Raw genomic sequence first — 20898 nt, forward strand, 5'->3', positions numbered from 1 at the left:
CCTAACTATTCTGAGAAAATATTCTCTCTCACCATCCGTTTCGCTGAATAGTTACAATAAAAAAGCCTTACTGCAAAGATTTTTCAGAAAACATCTTCGGCAGTAAGGCTATCTTTTTCACTACAAGGATAAGAGATCGTCTTAAACCACATCCCTATGTGTTTAAAAGACCCTGTTACTTTGCGTCCCCAGATCACTCTGGATTTGCCTTTATCGTAATGTGTTTTTCATTGCACTAATGCGGGTAAAATACATTGATTTTTTCTTTGTGTCAAGCTGAAAATAAAAACTAACATTACTCTTTTAAAAAGTTAACCTCATTAATAAAAATAGATATTGACAAAAACCACCTTAATTGTTTAGCATGCAATGATAACTTTTTTGCGTTCACTATATAATATGAGCGTCGAGAATCCCTTACAAATAAAGACAACAATACACCATGGTTGGGGAAACGCCATTGTAAATAAGAATTTGAAACAAGAGAGAGCCTTAAATCCTATAAAATTGGTAGAATAAAGAACCGTGTGAAAAATTTTCAATTTAAACAAGAAAAGGTATTTTTAGCAAAATCCTTAATTCCAGTATAGTCTCTTTATACAGGGTACTTGGTTGCGGTTTTGCTGCTTTATGGGTTTTTATGAAATCATTTACCAGTAAATACATCTCTGTTTTTCTCTCCATTCTTGCCTTATCGGGATGTCTTAGCGGACAAAGACCACCAGTGTCGATTTCTCCAAAGTTGGACAAAAGGGTTTACCAGGAAACCCAATTACCCATAAATGTGGGCCTTTACATAGAACCTCGTTTGCGGAGCTATGTTCAGGAAGCGCCGATAAAACAACATGAGGCCGGTGCACAGTTCTACACTTTTCCAAACTTTGTATTTCCTTTTGGGGAACCTCTTTCTTTAAAGATTGAAGAGATGTCAAAAATTATATTTAAAAAGATTGTAGTACTGGATAATTTGCAAAATAAGGCGTATGAAATGAGTGAGGCTTTGGATGGAATTTTGACGGTTGCCTTAAAGAATTCTGATATTGAACTTTATATTGAACAATCTGTATGGAGGGCAATAGGCCGACATAATCTTTCCATCACCGCGACATTTTTAGATCCAAAACAAAACAAAATATGGGAATCCGATATTGCTGTGGAAGGAAAAGGTCTTGATTTTGTAACAAGCAGGGTTGAGCAGGAATGGTGGATGACAACGGGCCCACGATTTGGACCAGCTGTAGATGATTCGATCCAGCAGATAACCTACGAGCTTGCCCAGAAGATTACCACATCGAAAGAAATCCTCGCTTATATTCACAAAGAGAAAAGATAACAGATCATTGATTCAGGGCTATTTTTGCCTCCCGACGAAGGTGTTCAAGTAATTTAAGTATCTCTGCATCTAAAACCTCTAAACGCACTTTTTTTTTAGCATCATCAAATCGAATTTGTGCCCCTTCGTTTTTCTCGGTAACTTTTATCAGATGATAACCATATTCCGTCTGAACTGGTCCGCTTAACTGCCCTACCTTGAGTGAAAATGCCGTATCCAAAAAAGCCTTCGCAAAATTTCCCTTTTTCTGGATAAATCCTAAATCCCCGCCATTTTGTGCAGAGGGGCAGTCTGAATACTTTCTCGCAATCTCTTCAAAAGCCGCTCCATGTTCGATTTCTTTCTTGATGTCTTTCATACGTTCCAGTGCTTGCGCAAACGCCTTTTCCGTTTTCATATTTCTTGTGTCAATAAGAATATGGCTCACTTTTACGGTCTCACCGTTAAAGACGCATAGATTCTCCTCGAAGTATTTTTTCAAAGTTGCATCGTCAAGCTTTTTATCAAAATACTTTTCCAGTGCAATAGAATATTTTATGTTTCGTTTAAATTCGTCTATATCAGAGCCTATAAATGTGAGGACGCGCTCTAGCGATTGAATGTCATTGTTCTCATTGCCCGAGATCGTATTTTTGATCTGCCTGATTTCCTTTTCGATCTCCTCAGGGGTAACGATTAAACCCTGCTTGTCAATGAATTCCTCTAGCAGGATGTCAGTAATCATCTGATCGATAATTTCTTGTTTCATTGTCTTCAGGGTTTCCGTGTCCGTGTTTGCAACATTTTTCAGTCTTTTTAGTAACATCTCCTGTGTTATAGGTTTGCCGTTTACGGTTGCAACAATATTTTTGAGTTGCTCTTTTTCTGCAGAGAATGTACAGGGTTGCAAGGCGATTAAAAGCAAACATAAAAGAGATATTGTTCGTTTATTCATGATAATTCCTTTCTTTCGTGATTCGGAGTTCGCGGATCTTTTGCTGGAGGTTTTGCCGATGCATATCGAGCGCTTCCGCTGTACGGCTAATATTTCCGTCACATTCTTCCAGTTTCTTTTTGATAAAATCGCGTTCAAAATTTTCTATTAAGATCTTTTTTGCATCCCGGAACGTAAGGTTGTAATCAATGCTTCCGGAGGGTAAGGTGTTGTCACTGGGATGTTTTATTTCCTCCGGCAGATCTGTTGTATCAAGAATTTCCCCATTGGAAAGCACTACGGCGCTCTCAAGGGCATTTTTCAGTTGACGAACGTTACCTGGCCAATCATACGATATTAAATATTTCATCGCATCGTGGGAAATCGATGCCATTCGTTTCTGATGTTTTTCAGAAAAATGGTGCAAAAAGCGGTTTACGAGCAAGGGAATGTCTTCTTTCCTGTGCCTCAAAGGAGGGAGTTTTATGCTTACTACTTTTATCCGATAGTACAGGTCTTCACGAAATCTGTTTTCCTCGATTTCCTCTTCAAGGTCACAATGGGTTGCGCTGATAATACGAGTATCCACGGTGAGTGTTTCAATTCCGCCGAGACGTTCAAATTTTTGTTCCTGCAATATGCGGAGAAGTTTTGACTGGGTGCTGGTGCTCATATCGCCGATTTCATCAAGAAATATCGTGCCTTTGTTTGCCAATTCGAATTTTCCTAATCGTCTCTCTGCTGCGCCAGTGAATGCGCCTTTTTCATGTCCAAAGAGTTCGCTTTCAACCAATGTCTCAGGGACAGCGGCGCAGTTCATAATAATGAGAGGTTCATTCCTGCGTTTGCTGCGTCTGTGAATTTCCCTGGCTACAAGTTCCTTTCCGCTGCCACTTTCACCCTGGATAAGCACCGTAACGTCTGTAGTGCCGACCTTTTCAATCTTATCGAATACCTCCTTCATAGCTTCACTTTGGCCGATGAGTTCGCCCATACCCTCCAGCCTGCCAATCTCTATCCGAAGTCTGGCGTTTTCTTCCTGTAACGCAAGCCGGTCAAAGGCATTTTTTGCAATAATTCGAAGTTCGTCTATTTCGTAGGGTTTTGCTATATAATCATACGCACCCTTTTTCATGGCATCTACAGCAATTTTTTCAGAGCCATAGGCGGTAACGATAACCACCAGGGGCGGATTAGGTATGGCGTTAATCATTTCAAGGGTTTTCATGCCATCAAGTTGAGGCATATTAATATCTAAAAGAACCAGAGAAGGACGCAGGGTTTTTATCATATGGAGCGCCTCCGTGCTATCTTTTGCCTCATATACGCTATAGTTATCTTTCAGGAGTATTTTTTTCATCCCATAGCGTGCGGCCTTTTCGTCGTCAACTATTAATATTGATGGTTTGAACATACCTTAGGTTTGCATGAATACCGGTTCGTGAAGAGGAAAGTTTATTACAAATGCCGCTCCCTGCCCATCACTTTCTACATCGATGGTAGCTTCTATATCTTCGAGTTTTTTCTTTACAATAGAAAGACCTAAACCCGTTCCCGTTTGTTTCGTGGTATAAAAGGGTTCGAATATTTTTCGGAATGACTCCTTGGGTATGCCGGGGCCCGTATCGGCAACTGTTACCTGGATTACATTTCTTTCAGGCGGACAGTGGGCATGAATACGTATCTTTCCACCGGATGGCATTGCCTGGATGGCATTATGGAACAGATTAAAAAAAATCTCCTTTAATGCCCCCTCATCCGCAGTAATTGCCGGAAGGTCATGGGAGATTTGGCAAAAGGTCGTAATCTTATTCTGCTTTGCTTCGTGATTGAGTACAATAAGGGTTGAACGGATAACGTCTCCGAGCCTGACACTGGTTTTTGTGTCGCTGCTTGGTTTTGCAAATTGCAGTAATTGATTGACAACTTTTGTCAGGCGGTCTATTTCGTCTACGATAATGGCGAGATCCTCCTGTAAGGGATCATTTTTTGTTATATCTTCCCGCATAACCTGTACAATTGCTTTTATTGAGCTCAGTGGGTTTTTTACCTCATGAGCCACGCTGGTTGAGAGACGGCCGAGACTGGATAATTTTTCATTTTCATACATCTTTCTTTCCAGCGCAAGTTTTTCCTCGATGATTTTTGATTTTTCAACTGCAGAACCAATTTCATTGGCGATAATCATCAGTTGATCCAGATTATCAGAGGCAATCTGTATACCTCTTTTCGCCCTCCCGATGCTCAGAATGCCAGTAAGTTTTCGATTGACAAAGATCGGGAAAATGAAAATAGCATCAAGGAGCCTCATTTCGTTAATGACAGAAACATCTTTTATCTCATATCGGTTTAATACGATAAATTCCCCATTTGCAAAAAACTGGATAATATGGTTTATATCTCCCAGGGAAATGGGCACGTTTTGCTTGGCCCCGGTAATTTGAATCCGTTCGCTCTTAAAAAGAAGGAGATTTGTAGATTTTATAGCAGTGGCTTTTATTATCGATTCGACGACCTGTTTCAGAAGTTTTGTGAAGTGAATGAGCGGGTCAGTGCTAATAACGTGGCTCAGTTCGTTCAGGAGATACTCACTGTCCACGGTACGGTAAAACATCAGCTTTCGTAAAACTTTTTGTATACTTCCCTTGAGCGTTGGGAACCAGAATACCAGGTTGATGACAAAGACTGCCTCCAATATCTTGGCGTTTACCAGATAGTGATGCTCCAGAAATTTACTTAATTGCTTGATTCCGAAGTAATAGAGACAAATTAAGATAAGGGTGAGAAATGAATAAAAGGCGCTGCGCCGGAGGACAAACTCCATATAATTATACCGGTAAACATAATAGGCAAAAACGATACTGGGGAATATGGATGATAACATGGAAACCAGTATCAGGTAATCTCCAACATAGGGAATCTTATAGCCGTTAAGGAGCACGGTAAATCCGATAAAAACTGCAATAGTCGTCACCACCCAAAAGATAGCCAGATGAAATTTGCGTTCTTCCTTTTCATCTACCATTTTTAAAAGCCAACGGGAAATACCCGCGGCAATGAATAGCGAAAGGATCAGCCAAAACACAAAAGGTTTTACATAATTGGTTACAGGCGCTGGCAAAGAGAAATTTGTAAACTCGATGAAGGTTTTTATAACTCTTGTAAAAAGAATAACAGGAAGATAAATACCCGTAACAATAAACCATTGGTAAGATTTTTTAATATGAGGGCTGTTCTCAAAAAGGAAGGAAACTACCGTATGAAGGAGTAAGCTGGGCATGAAACCAATTCCTGCGTAGGAAATCGCTTCAGCAATACAATTTACCAGGAACAGATTTTTCCCAAACAAGAGAAAGCTAAAAAGGGAAATCGTATTCCCGAAGTGCCACATAGCCACACTGATAACAAGAAAGAGGAAGATAAGTTCACTTCGTGTCTTATGCTTTCGCTGCACGATAAGAATGGAGAGAACTATGTGCAGGATGGTACCAAGGATGAAGCCGATAAGCGAAATGATTTCGTAGAGATGCATAAAAAAATGGGTTTTTTAAATGCGAACAAGGTACATGCTGCCGATATACCTGAGAAATTATTAAGAAATTTTTGAAGAAACAGTGAAACTATTACATTTACGACTTCCACAAACTCAGCATATCTTTGTTGTACCGTCATGAAGAAGTTCCTTCCTTGCGCAAAAATGTATCGAAGAAGGAGCCGGTTGTAACGGTACTCAATTGGAATTTTACTTGTAGTGAAATGATGTTTTTTATATTGCCTTGTAAAATGTCGCGGCAGGATGTTTCATGAGGTTCTTCCCTGAAATCTCTTACCCTGGGGCATGTCTGACAATTCACTACAAACTTTTTTCTTTCTGCAATGTTATTCCTTGTCTGCCCTGGCCATTTTCGGCTGATAGATACAATAGGGCTCTTCAGCCAAATAGTTGCCCGTATCATAAAATGCCCGTGCCCTGCATCCCTCGCAAACCTTTTTGTATTCGCACTCGCCGCACTTGCCTTCCAGTAAATCGGGGTCGCGTAATTTCTGAAAGACCGGAGAATTATTCCAGATATCTGCAAATTTTTGTTTCTTTACGTGGCCTGCCTCAACCGGCAAGTAACCGCAGGGGAAGACTTCTCCTTTGTGTGATACGAAACACACGCCGGTGCCTGCCAGACATCCTTTCGTCATGGCTGCCATGCCGTGTGTCTTAGGTGAGATGGTGATTCCTTCCTCTTTTGCACGTTCACGCATGATACGGAAATAGTGAGGGGCACAGGTAGCCTTGGTTTGAATCTTTGCTTCTTTTGATAGATCGTAGAAATGATTGAGCACCTCTTCATATTTCTTGGGATGAAGCATCTGGTCATCGGCAATCTGAACCCCGCATCCCACCGGTACCAGCATAAAAATATGCAATGCATCAGCGCCCAGTTGCAAGGCAAGGTTGTAGAGGTCGTCGACCTGATGAACGTTATGTTTTGCAATGGTACAGTTGATTTGCATACTCATGCCCAGGCCTTTCAGTCGTTTGAATCCGGCAATAGATCGTTCAAACGAGCCGGGGATTTTTCTGAATTCATCGTGGGTCTTGGCATCTGCGCCATCAAAACTGATTGAAACCCTGGCAATACCTGCTTCAACAATTTTTTTTGCAGTTTCGTCATCTACGAGAGTTCCATTCGTTGCCAGGGCAACGCTCAAGCCTTTGCTGACCGCATATTTTGCAATCTCAAAAATATCAGGTCTGAAGAGTGGTTCACCCCCGCTGAGTACCAGAATGGGTCTGCCTGCCTCAACAATGGCATCTACAAAGGCCAAGGCTTCCTGTGTGGTCATATCGTCCTTGGCAAGAGTCGTACTCACATCGAGTCTTCGGCAGTGGATACATTCCAGATTGCATCCAACAGTAGTTTCCCAGAAAACCAGGCGAAGCTGATTTTTCATATTTTTCATATATTCTATGGCAGATTTACCGGAAGTATCGTCTTTGATACGTGAATAGGTTTCTCTAATTGTTTCAGGATGACCGCCGTGTTCGTGTGATGCAAGGTGGCCACCATGCAGGTGTGACATTGGATGGCTATCCGGATGTTTACCGTGTTGTGACATGTTCTCCTCCGATTTCCATTAATAAAGAAGTAGACCACAAGCAGTTCCTGTGAATAACCTGGGAATACTTTTGTGGTTTCTCTACTATAATCCTCTGTGGTAAAAATAGTTAAAATCTAATATTTTTATATTATAAATGAATGTTCAGTGTTTGGTCAATTAATAAAACAATCTTTTCTGATAGTCTTTTTTGCAAAATGATATTGCTTCATGATGTCATCCTTTCTGCAGGATTCTTTAAGCTTGACAACGGATAATGCCATTGATAACATTACGAATTTGAATGACTTTTCCATGCGATTTATGTGCTGCTTTTTACCAAGCTTTTTACCCACCCGTTTTGTCCTCTCTTAATAGGGCAGGTTTAGTTGCGGCTTCGCTGGTTAGGGATTATCTGTCAAAATTTTTATGGATTGATTTGGATTACTTTTAAATTTTGTTGAAATGAACAGGATATTTATTTACGACACGACATTGCGGGACGGTAGTCAGGGCGAGGGAATTTCATTTTCTTTGCAGGACAAACTTGCTATTACCTTGAAATTAGATGATCTTGGAGTGGACTACATAGAAGGCGGTTACCCGATAGCGAATCCCAAGGATGAATCCTACTTTAAGGAAGTGAAATCCTTAAAGCTTCGGCACGCCAAAATTGCTGCTTTTGGAAGCACACGGAAGGCGGAGGTGCGGATCGAGGAAGATAAAAATGTAAAAGCGCTCTTACTGGCGGAGACACCCGTGGTGACTATTGTTGGAAAGAGCTGGGATTCTCAGGTAAAAAATGTGTTAAAAGTTTCACTTGATGAAAATCTGAAGATGATTTCCGATACTATTGCTTACCTTAAATCAAAAGGTAGGGAGGTCTTTTTTGATGCGGAACATTTTTTTGATGGATATAAGAAAAACAGGGAATATGCATTAAAGGTATTACAGGAAGCTCAGGCATCAGGCGCTGATGCCATGGTGCTTTGCGATACGAATGGGGGAAGTTTGCCTGTGGAGATAGCTGAGATTGTCGGAGCTATCAGGGAAAAGATAAAGGGTATGCTTGGTATTCACGTTCACAATGATGGTGACCTTGCCGTGGCAAATACCCTTGCATCTGTGAATCAGGGGGTAAGGCAAGTGCAGGGCACAATCAATGGGATCGGTGAACGATGCGGGAACGCCGATCTCTGTTCTATTATTCCCAATCTTGTCTTGAAGATGGGATATCGCTGTTTAGAAGATAAGGGGTTGAGAAAGTTGACCGAGGTGTCCAGATATATTTATGAGACGGCCAATTTGCTTTTACGCTCCAATCAGCCCTTTGTGGGGGTCAGTGCCTTTGCTCACAAAGGTGGATTGCATATAAATGCCATTCAGAAAGATAAAGGTACCTATGAACATATTCCGCCAGAATCGGTGGGAAATGAAAGGAAGATTCTCATCTCCGAACTTTCTGGTAGTTCTACGATCCTTGCCAAGGTAGAAAAATTTCATCTGACACATGATCGTAAGTTCATGAAGGATATTCTTGAAGAGGTGCAAAATCTTGAAAATGAAGGGTATCAGTTTGAATCGGCCGAAGCCTCGTTTGAATTACTGGTGAGAAAGAAGATCGGACGATATAAAACCTTTTTCGATCTGGAAGGGTTTCGGGTGATTGTAGAAAAAAGGGAAAATGGATTGCCGGTGACGGAGGCAACGGTTAAGGTCAAAGTGAACAATATCCAGGAACTTTCTGCAAGTGAAGGATCAGGTCCTGTAAATGCCCTTGATTCCGCTCTGCGCAAGGCACTGGAACGATTCTATCCTTCATTAAAAGATATGAAGCTTGTGGATTATAAAGTGCGCGTCATTAATCCCCGTTCGGGGACTGCGGCTAAGGTCAGGGTGATTATTGAGTCCCAGGATAAGGAAAATATCTGGAATACCGTTGGAGTTTCGGAAAATGTTATTGAAGCAAGCTGGTATGCCCTTGTGGACAGTATTGAGTATAAATTGCTAAAAGAGCAGGAAGTTGAGACGGAAGAATAAAGACCTGTCATAAAGGGATAGGCCAGACAAAGATAAGAGAAACAAGCAGGTTTTTTTTAAGGAACAAAGAGGGTTGCATAATAACTCATTACGCAACCCTTTTTACAAAGATATGGTTATTTTTAATAAGGAATCTGTATAAAATCTCCCGCCGTGCCCCCGTCGTTGTTATACACTGTTGGCATATAAAATGTGTTTTCTGCAGCCTGATCAATCTTTTGGTTACACTTTGGACATCTTCTGTTGTGTGGTCCGCGACTAATAAATTTTTTCCCACACATGAGGCAACTCCTTTCCGCTTTATCAGCATAAATGTTTTTCAGGGAAAGGTTTTTTTCGCTGTATTTTTTTTGATTCTTACGTTTCGGCTTTACTTTTTGTTGAACATTCATAGTGAACTCCTGAATATGTTGACAAGTAATTTAACTGCCTTTAAAAAACAAAACCAGATCCATTATGGTTCCAAATATTCGAGTTTTTTTACATTCCGCCCTTAAATAAAAAAACCTTACTGCAAAGATATTTTCTTACATATCTTCGGCAGTAAGGCTGTCTTTATTAAGACCCTTTACTTTGCGTCCCCTGGTTGCCCAGGGTTTGCCTTTGTCTGAATATGAATTATTATTTTAAGCTAATGTTAATTTTTTTGTTATTTTAATTTTATAAAATTTTCTGTCAAGGAAAAATTTTATAAAACATCGAACGGTACCAACCTCCATAAAATACAGGGTTAGTTATTATTGTCTTTTTAAGTGTTTTAGTCGGATTTCATTATTTTTTAAATTATTGTACTACACCAGATATTTTGTTCACAGCAGATTGTTTTTACTTGTATTTGAATATTTGTGTCGTTATAATGATCCAAACTATTTTCCTGAAGAATGTTAAGTTTTATAACGGGGCGTAGCGCAGTTTGGCTAGCGCGCCTGCCTTGGGAGCAGGAGGTCGGAGGTTCAAATCCTCTCGCCCCGACCATTTCAATAGGCATTATCGCAATATTCCTTCTGAGTGACCTGTCTAATTATAACGACGAAATCCTCTTTGAGTAAAATATGTAACTATAATAATCCGCAAGCGACCAGCAAAAAGTTGTAATGCCAGAAATATCCCGAGATATCTGGAATACACCATTTGAATCTGCAGGTTATCGGAAGTACATTGAAATCCCATCGGTAGTGTAACGTGTCGTTTTGACATGCATTTGTATATGCAAAGTGGCGAAGGCATTTGTGTTTACCGCAATACTATGATGAACAATTTCGTCATGGACTAGAATTTCCATCGTATAACTCCACGTGCAATGCATACAGTCCTTGTATTTCTGAACTTTTCGGATGCATCAACGCTGAAATTATCAAAATTGCAAACAGTGGCGCCCATGGGGCATATACACCGGCAAAATGCCCTTTGTTCTATAAGATAGATGGATAGGAAGGCGTCAACCAGACAAACAATATGATGACAAGGGGTTTTAGGGGATATCTGCCGTCATTACCTGCATGTTACCGAATAATAGGTGGAGCCGAGGATAAATGTAGATAAGCCAGAATTCATAGATGGCGGTTAGTTTTTTCAGCAGAAAGACATACTGGATATTGGTTACCTTTGACTTGACGATTTGCGGAGATGTTTCAAGTTTGTTGAGGATTTTTAAGGCTGTCTCCAGAAAGAAGGCAAAATGACACTCAACCGCAAATTAACTTTTCCAATATGGCGATTATCAATACTCGACAACAATAAAAAAATTGCTGTGGAATTTAACAAATCTATTCCGAAAAGGCTAACGATACCATTCAAACTGAGCGCTCCTACTCTTTGACAGTCAAATTGACACCAGAGAATAACTATATGCCCCAATTGCAGTATTTACAAAAAGCAGTAGGTCGGCACTACAAGCCATTTTGAGAATTCACCCCTTTCATGTCAGGGGTTTCCCGGTGATACATGCCCAAAAACAACCGTTTTTATGTGCGAATTGCGAAAGTCGGGCTAAGAGTCTTCTCCTATTGATATTCATAACGCAGCAAAGTCACAGCCAATCCTCCTAAAAAAAGAGGGCCTTATTGTGAGCTTGGGAAGATAACGCAAATGGTTTTAGAGAGGAGAGGGAAGAAGAGAGAGAGGTTATTCCGTCAGCATTAGGGTTATCGTTGCACTATTTAGGTTCTTGATACCTATTTTGTAAGTATAAAATCCCATCCTGCCAAGCGTATCGTCAATATATGCTAAAAAAGTACTTTTTCCCGGAATGGTAAATTCTGCATTTTCTTTTCCATTCCGGATACCGGAAAGTTCAAAGGTTACGGTAATATTCTTGTCTTTATCACTCGGATTGACGATAACAACACCGACATAAAATTTGCTGAATGTTGAAAATTCATAAGTAAGAGGAATCGGCTCCGTTGTGGGTTCGTCTGTACTGGCAAAAGCTCCCATGATAATCACGGAGTTCGATTTCGATTTTTTTTGGGGAGCAATATTTTTCAGGGCGTATCCCTGAATATTCCAGCGGTTTACTTCTCCTGTTTCACAAAAGACATCTGGATGAAGTAAAAAGGAAAGTATAACTGAAGTTGACAAAAACCATAATTTGTATGTTATACGGTTCATTTTCAAAACCCCTGCATGTACCTCTATCTGTCTTGATTCACAAGAGATTTGTGTATGGAGATCTGATTGAAAATTGCTAAAAGCGTGATTAATCGTTTTTTGCAAAATGACTGGAGTGTCCCTTGCATTATCATCTGTTCCATAAGTACCCCCAAGGGGATTTGAACCCCTGTCTCCAGGCTGAGAACCTGGCATCCTGGGCCGCTAGACGATGGGGGCATGATAAATGTGAAGGAAATATGTCTAGGATTAAATATTCAAAATTTCTCAATAGAAGATTTAAAACATACTATATTTATTTTGTGATGTCAATAAAATTTAGTTTGGAAGTGCTAATTCTGTCCATCCGTTTTTGTTTGCTAATGAATAAAAATGATCTGAAACAAGGCTTGGCAAATGATCACTAAATTTTTCTTGAGAAAAGCGTTGCAATTCATCTGCTGATAAGTATAAATTAATACTATTATAAAACGTGTTATATGGGTTACCCTTTACTGTTTCGGAGTATCTTCTTAGTTTTTTAAACTAAGGAAAGTATATGATGAAAATTGCTATTACAGGTTTGACGGGTTTTTTAGGCCATTATTTGGCTAAAAAGCTTTTTAAAAGAAATGTCACAATCCAGTCCCTTATACGGACTACCAGTAATATTTTGCTCTTCAAAGATTATGAAAAAAAGATAACCTTTATCAAAGGTGACATGACCGATAAAGAGACCTTGAAGAAATTTGTGCTGGGAGCCGATGTGGTCATCCACATGGCCTATGAAAGGAACGGTGCTTCTTTCCGTGAAGCAGCCAATAAAGACACCAAACGGTTTGTAGAGGCAAATCTCTTAGGGAGCATAGAATTGTTAGATGCCTCAAAACAGGCGGGTGTCAAACAATTCATCTTTATCAGTTCCTGTGCAGTTTACGGATACATCTTTCCTCATATCCCATTGGATGAATTGCATCCCCTCATGCCAGATTCAAATTATGGCGCTTACAAGGCATCGGTAGAGGCGTTTTGTCATTCGTACTTTTTGTCAAAGGTTTTTGATATCACCATCTTCCGTCCAGTGGGTATCTACGGTATAAATCCACATCTTGCCCATTCCGCCTGGTATAATATAGTGAAGGACATCAAACACGGAGCAAATGTTGAAGTTTCAGGCGGTGGGAAGGTAGTGCATGTGGAAGACGTAGCGCAGGCCATAGATTTGGCGATTGGCAACAAAGAAGCATCAGGGAAGATTTGTAATCTCTCAGATTTTTATGTGGACAACCTAAGCGTGGCGCGGATAGCCAAGGATATCTGTTCCTCTAAATCCAACATCAGTGGTACCCCCAAACAACCCATTCACACAATTGACAACGCCCGGTCTCAGACATTAGGTATACATTATGCGGGTATGCCGGGTTTAATGCAATACGTTCGGGAACTGATTGATCGTGTTTAAGAGATGCTCTTTTTCTTCTCCTTCTGTCGTCGGAAGGGGGCTATCGTATCCATAAATCAGGAAGATTGTCAAAAGGGCAATTTAACAATAGTACAAGCATTATTTATGCAATCATTGAAACACTTGCTTATAGAAAGCATAAAGGAGAAAGGAAGGATTACCTTTGCAGAGTTTATGCAAACGGCACTCTATCATCCTGAATATGGTTATTATAACTCGAAACGGGAACAAGTTGGAAAACAGGGTGATTATTACACAGGCCCTACCGTCTACAGGATCTTTGGAGAACTCCTCGCAAGACAATTGGAAGAGATGTGGAGGCTTATGGAGAAAGAGCCATTTGCCGTTGTGGAAATAGGTGCGAACAAAGGGTGGTTATGCTGCGACATCATTCAATATATTATGAATGCATACCCGGAATTTTATAACAAATTTCATTACATTATCGTTGAATCGAATCCTTATGCAAGGGAAAAACAGAGATTGCTTTTAGAATCTATTGAAGTAGCGGACGAGAAGGTGTCATGGCACACTTACACAGAAGATGGATTTTCGTTTGACAAGATCCACGGATGTTTTTTGTCCAATGAATTTGTAGATGCCCTGCCGGTACATCGGTTAAAGCTAGAAAATAAGGTTTTAAAAGAGATCTATGTGGGTTATAATGGGAAGAAATTTTGCGAAATAGATGATGATGTATCGTTACCGGCGTTACACTGTTATCTCGAAACGAATAATATAAATCTCGATGAAGGCCAGGTATGTGAGATAAATTTGGGCGCTGCAGATTGGCTAAAACATGTTTCGGAAAAATTGGACAAAGGATTTATGATAACGATTGATTACGGTGATACCCGGGACAGGCTATATCATGAAAATATGCGTGAAGGAACACTGCGATGCTATCATAGCCATACGGTCAACCGTGATTACTATGAACGGCCGGGTGAACAAGACATTACTGCACATGTGGATTTTTCGAACCTGATAAACGCAGGAAGATCCGTACAGTTAGAAGAGACGGGTTTTATACAACAAGCCCATTTTCTGATTGCTTTGGGTATTCTAGAAAGATTCCAGGAGACAAAATATAATACTGATACAACACTGAAACTAAAAAACCTTCTTCATCCTGAGGCGATGGGAGAGATTTTCAAAGTGCTCATTCAGCACAAGAATATCAAAAATCCCCAGCTAACCGGTTTAAGGCCGTTACAATCGGTAATCATGAGTACCCGTTAACCACGGAAAAATGCTTAATATCACGGTTAAATGTAAAAGTAGGTTGGGATTTTCTATTTCCGGAGGTTCTCGTCAGGGATAGTATGTATTTTCATTCGGAAGGAGGGTTGATATGAAGATTGATCAAGCATCAGAACCAGGCACCATCATAATGGATGTGCTCATTGAGGCAATCAAGCGGGAACAAGAATCATATGATTATTACTATCGGGCGGCATTGCAGGCGGCGAAGCCTGCCACGCGTAAAATGTTACTTACCCTTGCGGAATGGGAAAAGGGACATATCGCTGAGTTAACCAAACATGTTTTGGAACTTAAGTCCCAGAAAGAGATCGATCGGGCTATTACCGGAGGTTTGTAAGTATCCTATTCCTGAGAAGCATGCCGTGTCTCGATAAAGAATACAGGTGAAACAAGAGATGAGATTGCTCAAGCTGTTTAAGCCGATTCAACTGTTTGTACCGCTTAAACGGCTGAATTCCATGTTTTCTTTTGAATTAAAGTCGGAAAAATGATGGATATTAAACGGGAAGATTTATTACAACTATATTATTACCTTAAATTGACTCGAAGATTAGAAGACCGTGCTACATCACTCTATCATCAGGGTAAGATATTGGGAGGTGTCTGGACGAGCAACGGTACAGAGGCCGTTTCCGTCGGGTACGGCTACGCCCTTGAAAAAAATGATATTGCGGCACCATACTTTCGGGATATGGGGGTTTTCTTAATTCGGGGTATTACGGCAAAACGGATTATGGCACAGTATCTCGGCAAAAAAACAGGCGTTACCGGTGGTAAGGAAGGAAATGTCCACGTGGGTGATTTACATTTTGGTGTATTTGGTTTTCCCAGCCATCTGACGGATAATTATCCTGTAGGAGCAGGCGCCGCTCTTGCCTTTAAAATGCGCGGTGAAAAAAGGGTTGTTGCTGCATGTACTGGGGATGGGGGAACGAGTCGCGGTGATTTCCATGAAGGAATGAATATCGCAGCGGTAAGAAAATTGCCCATTGTATTTATTTGCAACAATAATCAATACGCCTATTCTACCCCGCTAAAACTCCAGATGGCTATCAAAAATGTTGCTGAACGTGCCCTGGCTTACGGCATGCCCAGCAAGATCGTAGACGGAAATAATGTGGTGGAAGTATACGCGGCGGCAAAAGAAGCATACGAGGTGGCGAGAAACGGGGGTGGACCTACCTTTATCGAATGTAAGACCATGAGGATGCATGGTCATTCAGAACACGATAGCGCCAAATACGTTCCCCGCGAACTCCTGGAAGAATGGAAGAAAAAGGATCCTATCTTGTACATGGAGACATATTTGGTGGGAAATCAGATCGCTAAAAAGGAGGAACTGGATAGTATCGATTTACGGGTGAAAAAAGAGATTGAAGAGGCGGAGGTGTTTGCTGAGGAAAGCCCGTATTCTGAACCAGAAGATGTTTTGAAGGGTCTTTATGCAACACCAGTAGAGGAGTAGATGTCATGAAAGAAACGACCTATCTTGAGGCGATCAAAGAGGCATTGGATGAAGAAATGGCACGAGATCCAGACGTATTTATTTTGGGTGAAGACGTAGGGGTATATGGTGGTGCATTTCGTGTTACGGAAGGCCTTTCAGAGAAGTATGGTGAATGGCGTGTCTTTGATACCCCGTTATCGGAATCCGGTTTTACCGGTGCTGCCATTGGTGCAGCACTTGTGGGAATGCGGCCTGTCGTCGAGATGCAGTTTGCCGATTTTGTCTCCTGTGCCTTTGATCAATTGGTAAATGTGGCAGCAAAGAATCATTACCGATGGGGTGCTGCTACTCCCCTTGTTGTGCGGGCGCCGTATGGAGGAAATGTGCATGGCGGGGCATTTCATTCACAATGTATCGAAGGGTTCTTTTTTAATGTGCCCGGACTTAAAATCGTTGCCCCTTCAACGGCATATGATGCCAAAGGTCTGTTAAAGGCTGCTATTCGCGATAACGACCCTGTTATTTATTGCGAACATAAATATCTCTACAGGCGCATTAAAGATCACATTCCTGAAGAAGATTATGCCGTGCCAATAGGAAAGGCACGAATTGCTATTGAGGGAAATGACGTATCAATTATTACCTACGGGGCAATGGTTCATACTGCAATTGAGGCTGCACAAACGCTTAAAGAAAGTGGTGTTTCCTGCGAAATTATTGATTTAAGGACAATCTTACCATTGGACAGAAAATCAATTCTTACTACGGTAAAGAAGACGAACAAGGTCGTTGTATTGCATGAACAAACGAAAACGGGCGGTGTTGGTGCCGAGATCTCTGCCTTAATCAGCGAATCCTGTTTTGATTATTTAGATGGACCAATTATTCGCATAGCTGCTCCGGATACCCCGGTGCCCTATAGTGCTCAGATGGAAGAGGCCTTTATACCCCAGCCAAAGGATCTTATCACGGCAGTAGAGAAATTAATGCGTTATTAATAAAGAGGTTTTTCGTATGTTTGTGAATGTAATCATGCCGCAGATGGGTGAAAGTGTTGCAGAAGGGACCATTATTCGATGGTTGGTACATGAAGGAGATAGGGTTGAAAAAGAACAACCCCTTGTTGAAATCAGTACAGACAAGATTGATACCGAGGTACCTTCTCCAGCAAGTGGCATTGTAAAAAAAATATTTTATCCCGGGGGAAAGACGCTTCCTGTTCAGGAAGTGATTGCTCAAATTGAGTCCATTGAAGCAAAAGAAGGCGTGGTCAATGCTGGAGGAGCGAGTGGTTATTCGCCCCTGCTTGAAACCACAAAGAAGATTGAAACAGTTGAGGCGACAAAAGAAATTGAAGGAGCAGAAGAGAGAGAAAAACGATACTCGCCCCTGGTAAAAAAATTGGCTCAGGAATACGAGGTTAATTTAGAAGAGATACAGGGTACGGGTGAAGGTGGTCGGGTGACCAAAAAAAACATTATGGACTATGTCGCAGCAAAATCGGGCGCTATTGCACCCCCGCCGGTAACTGAAGAAAAGGTTTTTGAGAAGGATGTGCTTATTCCATTAAGCCCGAAACGAAAAATTACCGCGGACAAGATGATCCAGAGCAAACGGACAGCTGCTCATGTGACAACGGTATTTGAGGTCGATATGACAAAGATTATAAAGTGTCGGGAGATGAACAAGGACGGTATGAAACGTGAGGACATTCATCTTACGTATCTTCCTTTTATAACTATAGCTACGGCGCGCACCCTCAAGGAACACCCTATCATGAATGCCTCGTGGACGGAAGAAGGTATTGTCCAGAAGAACAATATCAATATTGGAATTGCGGTATCTCTTGAAGACGGATTAATCGTTCCGGTAATAAAAGATGCTGACAAGAAAGATCTGTTGCAATTGGCAAAAGATATTCAAGGCATTGCCCGGCGTGCACGTGCTAAAAAGTTAAAACCAGAAGATGTCCAGGAAGGGACGTTTACTATTACGAACTATGGTATTAATGGAAGCCTGTTTGGGACACCAGTTATCTTACTTCCGCAGGTCGCAATCCTGGGTGTCGGTACAGTCGTCAAAAGGCCAGTCGTCGTAGATGATGCGATTGCGATTCGACCGATGATGTATCTCGCTCTTTCGTTTGATCATCGGGTCATGGATGGTGCCAACGCCGATGCATTTCTTCGTGCAATAAAAGAGAGGTTAGAAAAATGGGAGGTTTTAGCTTATGATACGAAGCGGTCTTCTTCTTCAACTGGATACGGTGGAGTATGGTGAGGCCTGGGAATTACAAAAGGCGCTGCTTGAGGCAAGAATTTCTGATACGACAGGAGATTGTCTTATTTTGCTTCAACATCCGCCCACCTTTACCTACGGACGTAGATACAAAGAAGACGACTTAATAGCAAACCGTGAATATTACGAGAATAATGGTTTCTCTATTTATAAAACTGATCGGGGTGGGTTAGCAACTTATCACGGTCCTGGTCAGGCAGTTGGTTATTCCATCATGAAAATGTCCACATACACAAATGATTACTATCAATATCTACGGATGTTGGAAGATGTGATTATAAGAACATTGTCATGCTTTGGTATTGTTGCAGAACGGAATGAAGGATATACAGGAGTTTGGGTAAATAAGGCAAAGATTGGGTTTGTTGGTGTTCGGGTCGCATTGGGTTACACCATGCATGGATTTTCTCTTAACGTAAACAATGATTTAACGCCTTTCAATTTCATCACTCCCTGCGGAATTCAAGGGGTGAGAATTACTTCTATCCAGGAATTGCTAAACGAAAGTATCAGCGTAAAAGAGGTTTATGATAAACTCGCAAATCTTTATTCAGATGTGTTTCAGGTACGATTGATACCTGTTGAGATGAAGACATTAATGCAAGGTATTGGCCTTGCAGGAAATTATGTGAGGGTATAAATATCATTATTTATGGATAAACAGGAAATTACAAATAAAAAAAATGATAGTGATAGCATTCGTGAGGAAGGGATAAAAGCAGGAATCTTTGGCAGTATAAAAGACAGGGGGGAAGTCGATCAGGTAGTCCGTGATCGATTGATGGGAGGACCGCGCGGTCCTGAAAAGATAATATTTAAAGACGGAAGCGCTGTAATATTTAAGTGTGATGTCAGACGTTACTGGAAGGCGCAAAATCCTGATACCCCGATTCGGGAAGCGATTGTTTATCAAATCGATAAAATTGTGGGGCTTGGAGCAGTGCCCAAGACGATGGTAATTGATGACATGATCGATAACGTACGATATGACGGTTCGGTCCAGGAGTGGATTAAAGGCGCTAAAGATGGCTACCAGATAGAAAGATTTACGTACGAAGAAAAAAAAATTTTTGAACAACTAAAGATTTTTGATTTCGTTATTGGAAATAGCGACAGGCACCTGGGAAATGTCTTGTTTACCGGTGACGATAAGTTACATGCTATAGATAATGGTGCATGCCTTATTATTGAAAAAGACGAGGATATTTTGTCATTTTCAGATTCAATAATACATTTCTTTAGCAGGCACGTTGTTCATGATATGCCTCATATTGTAGAATTTATAGAAAAGTTTTATTACAGTAAAGATATGATATTAAATTTGATAGATAAATACATACACGATAATACAGAACTGGCTAAGCTTATGGTGGAGTCAAGAATTAATTATCTGCATAATATGCTAAAGAGGGATAGACCGTTTTCCAGGAAATATAGGGAATGGAGAAAAGGGTTGCAAGAAGAAATACAAGATATACTCAAAAAAAGAAAGTAAATATCCGGCGCTTGTTATTTGATATTTATCATAATTTAGTATTAAAAGACATATGCGCCCAAACTGGTTAAGAATAAAGTTACCCAGTGGTAAAAATTTCAATGAGATACGAGGTATTTTACAGGAAAATCGGCTTCATACCGTTTGCGTGGAGGCAATGTGTCCGAATATCGGTGAATGCTTTGAACGACGAACCGTAACATTTTTGATGCTCGGCAATACCTGTACAAGATCGTGTGGATTTTGTGCTGTAAAGAAGGGAAGCCCTTCTGGAGTAGACAAGGAAGAGCCGCGTCGGATTGCGGAAGCTATACAGAAAATAGGGCTGGAATATGTAGTACTTACTTCAGTAACGAGAGACGACCTCCCCGATGGTGGTGCATCCATTTATGCCGAGGCAATCACTCTCATTCGGGAGTACATTAAAAACTGTAGAATCGAAGTATTAATACCTGATTTTTGCAACTCACCAGACGCATTAGATATGGTAATTCATGCCAGACCCGACATCGTTAATCATAACATAGAAACGGTGCCCCGCCTTTATTCCCTCGTAAGGCCAATGGCCAACTATGGGTATTCATTAAAATTGTTGAAAGATATACGCAAGAAAAATCCCTCGTTAATAACAAAATCAGGATTTATGGTAGGGCTGGGTGAGACCTGGGACGAAATAATTGACGTCATGGGTGATATAAAGAATGCACAATGTGATATGCTTACGATTGGACAATATCTGAGCCCCCACAAAAATGCCCTGACGGTACATCGTTATTATAAACCAGAAGAATTCGAAAGACTCCGGTTGGAAGGGGAAAGGATGGGATTCCATTCTATTGAATCAGGGCCGCTTGTACGGAGTTCCTATCATGCGCACATGCAATCCTGCAAGATTTTGACCTCATAGACAAATCGACATTTTAGATGTTTTTCGTCTTTAGTATTTTTATGGTTGGCCGATAAT

16 protein-coding genes, 2 tRNA genes and 2 riboswitches are annotated in these 20898 nt (G+C 40.9%); of the genes, 12 read left to right on the forward strand and 6 right to left on the reverse strand.

Annotation, left to right across the window (positions count from 1 at the left end):
- Window positions 1–95: 95 nt before the first annotated feature.
- A riboswitch (cyclic di-GMP riboswitch) is annotated at window positions 96–219 on the reverse strand.
- A gap of 421 nt (window positions 220–640) precedes the next feature.
- Window positions 641–1333: a hypothetical protein gene (locus tag BIY37_RS09485; protein ID WP_143299236.1), complete on the forward strand. Its 693-nt coding sequence runs from the start codon at window positions 641–643 to the stop codon at window positions 1331–1333.
- Window positions 1334–1337: 4 nt separating this feature from the next.
- On the opposite strand, the gene BIY37_RS09490 is transcribed toward BIY37_RS09485, so the two are convergent.
- The 4 genes from BIY37_RS09490 to ahbD form a co-directional block, all read right to left on the reverse strand.
- Complete coding sequence (locus tag BIY37_RS09490) at window positions 1338–2267, reverse strand: peptidylprolyl isomerase (RefSeq protein WP_070067607.1); 930 nt, start codon at window positions 2265–2267, stop codon at window positions 1338–1340.
- Window positions 2260–3660 carry a sigma-54-dependent transcriptional regulator gene (locus BIY37_RS09495; RefSeq protein WP_070067608.1) on the reverse strand — a complete coding sequence of 467 codons (1401 nt, stop codon included), beginning with the start codon at window positions 3658–3660 and terminating at the stop codon, window positions 2260–2262. The genes BIY37_RS09490 and BIY37_RS09495 overlap by 8 nt, the downstream gene beginning before the upstream one ends.
- A 3-nt stretch (window positions 3661–3663) precedes the next feature.
- Window positions 3664–5778: a sensor histidine kinase gene (locus BIY37_RS09500; protein WP_080324991.1), complete on the reverse strand. Its 2115-nt coding sequence runs from the start codon at window positions 5776–5778 to the stop codon at window positions 3664–3666.
- A gap of 347 nt (window positions 5779–6125) precedes the next feature.
- Window positions 6126–7202, reverse strand: coding sequence for a heme b synthase (gene ahbD / locus BIY37_RS09505; RefSeq protein ID WP_070067658.1), 1077 nt, complete (start codon window positions 7200–7202; stop codon window positions 6126–6128).
- A gap of 600 nt (window positions 7203–7802) precedes the next feature.
- On the opposite strand from ahbD, the gene cimA reads away from it, so the two are divergent.
- The gene (gene cimA, locus BIY37_RS09515; protein ID WP_070067611.1) at window positions 7803–9377 is read left to right on the forward strand and encodes a citramalate synthase; all 1575 of its coding nucleotides are present in this window, start codon (window positions 7803–7805) and stop codon (window positions 9375–9377) included.
- 536 nt (window positions 9378–9913) lie between these two features.
- A riboswitch (cyclic di-GMP riboswitch) is annotated at window positions 9914–9989 on the reverse strand.
- Between the two features lie 285 nt (window positions 9990–10274).
- A tRNA-Pro gene (locus BIY37_RS09525) sits at window positions 10275–10352 on the forward strand.
- Window positions 10353–11501: 1149 nt separating this feature from the next.
- Here the strand turns inward: BIY37_RS09525 and BIY37_RS09530 are convergent.
- Window positions 11502–11987 (reverse strand): hypothetical protein, encoded by a 486-nt coding sequence (locus tag BIY37_RS09530; RefSeq protein WP_070067613.1) that lies wholly within the window; start codon window positions 11985–11987, stop codon window positions 11502–11504.
- A gap of 146 nt (window positions 11988–12133) precedes the next feature.
- Window positions 12134–12206: transfer RNA gene (locus BIY37_RS09535), tRNA-Glu, on the reverse strand.
- Window positions 12207–12525: 319 nt separating this feature from the next.
- Between BIY37_RS09535 and BIY37_RS09540 the strand changes: the two genes are divergently transcribed.
- The 9 genes from BIY37_RS09540 to lipA all read left to right on the forward strand — a co-directional run bounded on the left by BIY37_RS09540 (window position 12526) and on the right by lipA (window position 20841).
- Window positions 12526–13428, forward strand: a complete 903-nt coding sequence (locus tag BIY37_RS09540; protein WP_080324992.1) for an NAD-dependent epimerase/dehydratase family protein — start codon at window positions 12526–12528, stop codon at window positions 13426–13428.
- Window positions 13429–13533: 105 nt separating this feature from the next.
- Complete coding sequence (locus BIY37_RS09545) at window positions 13534–14670, forward strand: class I SAM-dependent methyltransferase (protein WP_070067615.1); 1137 nt, start codon at window positions 13534–13536, stop codon at window positions 14668–14670.
- A 112-nt stretch (window positions 14671–14782) separates the two neighbouring features.
- Complete coding sequence (locus BIY37_RS09550; protein WP_070067616.1) at window positions 14783–15031, forward strand: ferritin family protein; 249 nt, start codon at window positions 14783–14785, stop codon at window positions 15029–15031.
- A gap of 150 nt (window positions 15032–15181) precedes the next feature.
- Window positions 15182–16159, forward strand: a complete 978-nt coding sequence (locus BIY37_RS09555; RefSeq protein WP_070067617.1) for a thiamine pyrophosphate-dependent dehydrogenase E1 component subunit alpha — start codon at window positions 15182–15184, stop codon at window positions 16157–16159.
- Between the two features lie 5 nt (window positions 16160–16164).
- Complete coding sequence (locus tag BIY37_RS09560) at window positions 16165–17139, forward strand: alpha-ketoacid dehydrogenase subunit beta (RefSeq protein WP_070067618.1); 975 nt, start codon at window positions 16165–16167, stop codon at window positions 17137–17139.
- A 16-nt stretch (window positions 17140–17155) separates the two neighbouring features.
- The gene (locus tag BIY37_RS09565; protein WP_070067619.1) at window positions 17156–18421 is read left to right on the forward strand and encodes a dihydrolipoamide acetyltransferase family protein; all 1266 of its coding nucleotides are present in this window, start codon (window positions 17156–17158) and stop codon (window positions 18419–18421) included.
- Window positions 18372–19079 (forward strand): lipoyl(octanoyl) transferase LipB, encoded by a 708-nt coding sequence (lipB, locus tag BIY37_RS09570; RefSeq protein WP_070067620.1) that lies wholly within the window; start codon window positions 18372–18374, stop codon window positions 19077–19079. Before BIY37_RS09565 ends, lipB begins: the two co-directional genes overlap by 50 nt.
- A 12-nt stretch (window positions 19080–19091) precedes the next feature.
- On the forward strand, window positions 19092–19934 hold the full coding sequence (locus BIY37_RS09575) for a protein kinase family protein (RefSeq protein WP_070067621.1): 843 nt from the start codon (window positions 19092–19094) through the stop codon (window positions 19932–19934).
- Between the two features lie 52 nt (window positions 19935–19986).
- Complete coding sequence (gene lipA / locus BIY37_RS09580; protein WP_070067622.1) at window positions 19987–20841, forward strand: lipoyl synthase; 855 nt, start codon at window positions 19987–19989, stop codon at window positions 20839–20841.
- The last annotated feature ends 57 nt before the right edge of the window (window positions 20842–20898 follow it).

The organism is Candidatus Brocadia sapporoensis (genome assembly GCF_001753675.2).
GTDB lineage: Bacteria > Planctomycetota > Brocadiia > Brocadiales > Brocadiaceae > Brocadia > Brocadia sapporoensis.

What these genes read in the sequence shown, in the direction of transcription:
- BIY37_RS09495 (WP_070067608.1), bottom strand. Translation starts at nt 3,660, where the DNA reads ATGTTCAAACCATCAATATTAATAGTTGACGACGAAAAGGCCGCACGC.
- BIY37_RS09545 (WP_070067615.1), top strand. Translation starts at nt 13,534, where the DNA reads ATGCAATCATTGAAACACTTGCTTATAGAAAGCATAAAGGAGAAAGGA.
- BIY37_RS09490 (WP_070067607.1), bottom strand. Translation starts at nt 2,267, where the DNA reads ATGAATAAACGAACAATATCTCTTTTATGTTTGCTTTTAATCGCCTTG.
- BIY37_RS09530 (WP_070067613.1), bottom strand. Translation starts at nt 11,987, where the DNA reads ATGAACCGTATAACATACAAATTATGGTTTTTGTCAACTTCAGTTATA.
- ahbD (WP_070067658.1), bottom strand. Translation starts at nt 7,202, where the DNA reads ATGAAAAATATGAAAAATCAGCTTCGCCTGGTTTTCTGGGAAACTACT.
- BIY37_RS09485 (WP_143299236.1), top strand. Translation starts at nt 641, where the DNA reads ATGAAATCATTTACCAGTAAATACATCTCTGTTTTTCTCTCCATTCTT.
- lipA (WP_070067622.1), top strand. Translation starts at nt 19,987, where the DNA reads ATGCGCCCAAACTGGTTAAGAATAAAGTTACCCAGTGGTAAAAATTTC.
- BIY37_RS09550 (WP_070067616.1), top strand. Translation starts at nt 14,783, where the DNA reads ATGAAGATTGATCAAGCATCAGAACCAGGCACCATCATAATGGATGTG.
- cimA (WP_070067611.1), top strand. Translation starts at nt 7,803, where the DNA reads ATGAACAGGATATTTATTTACGACACGACATTGCGGGACGGTAGTCAG.
- BIY37_RS09500 (WP_080324991.1), bottom strand. Translation starts at nt 5,778, where the DNA reads ATGCATCTCTACGAAATCATTTCGCTTATCGGCTTCATCCTTGGTACC.
- BIY37_RS09555 (WP_070067617.1), top strand. Translation starts at nt 15,182, where the DNA reads ATGATGGATATTAAACGGGAAGATTTATTACAACTATATTATTACCTT.
- lipB (WP_070067620.1), top strand. Translation starts at nt 18,372, where the DNA reads ATGATACGAAGCGGTCTTCTTCTTCAACTGGATACGGTGGAGTATGGT.
- BIY37_RS09565 (WP_070067619.1), top strand. Translation starts at nt 17,156, where the DNA reads ATGTTTGTGAATGTAATCATGCCGCAGATGGGTGAAAGTGTTGCAGAA.
- BIY37_RS09560 (WP_070067618.1), top strand. Translation starts at nt 16,165, where the DNA reads ATGAAAGAAACGACCTATCTTGAGGCGATCAAAGAGGCATTGGATGAA.
- BIY37_RS09575 (WP_070067621.1), top strand. Translation starts at nt 19,092, where the DNA reads ATGGATAAACAGGAAATTACAAATAAAAAAAATGATAGTGATAGCATT.
- BIY37_RS09540 (WP_080324992.1), top strand. Translation starts at nt 12,526, where the DNA reads ATGATGAAAATTGCTATTACAGGTTTGACGGGTTTTTTAGGCCATTAT.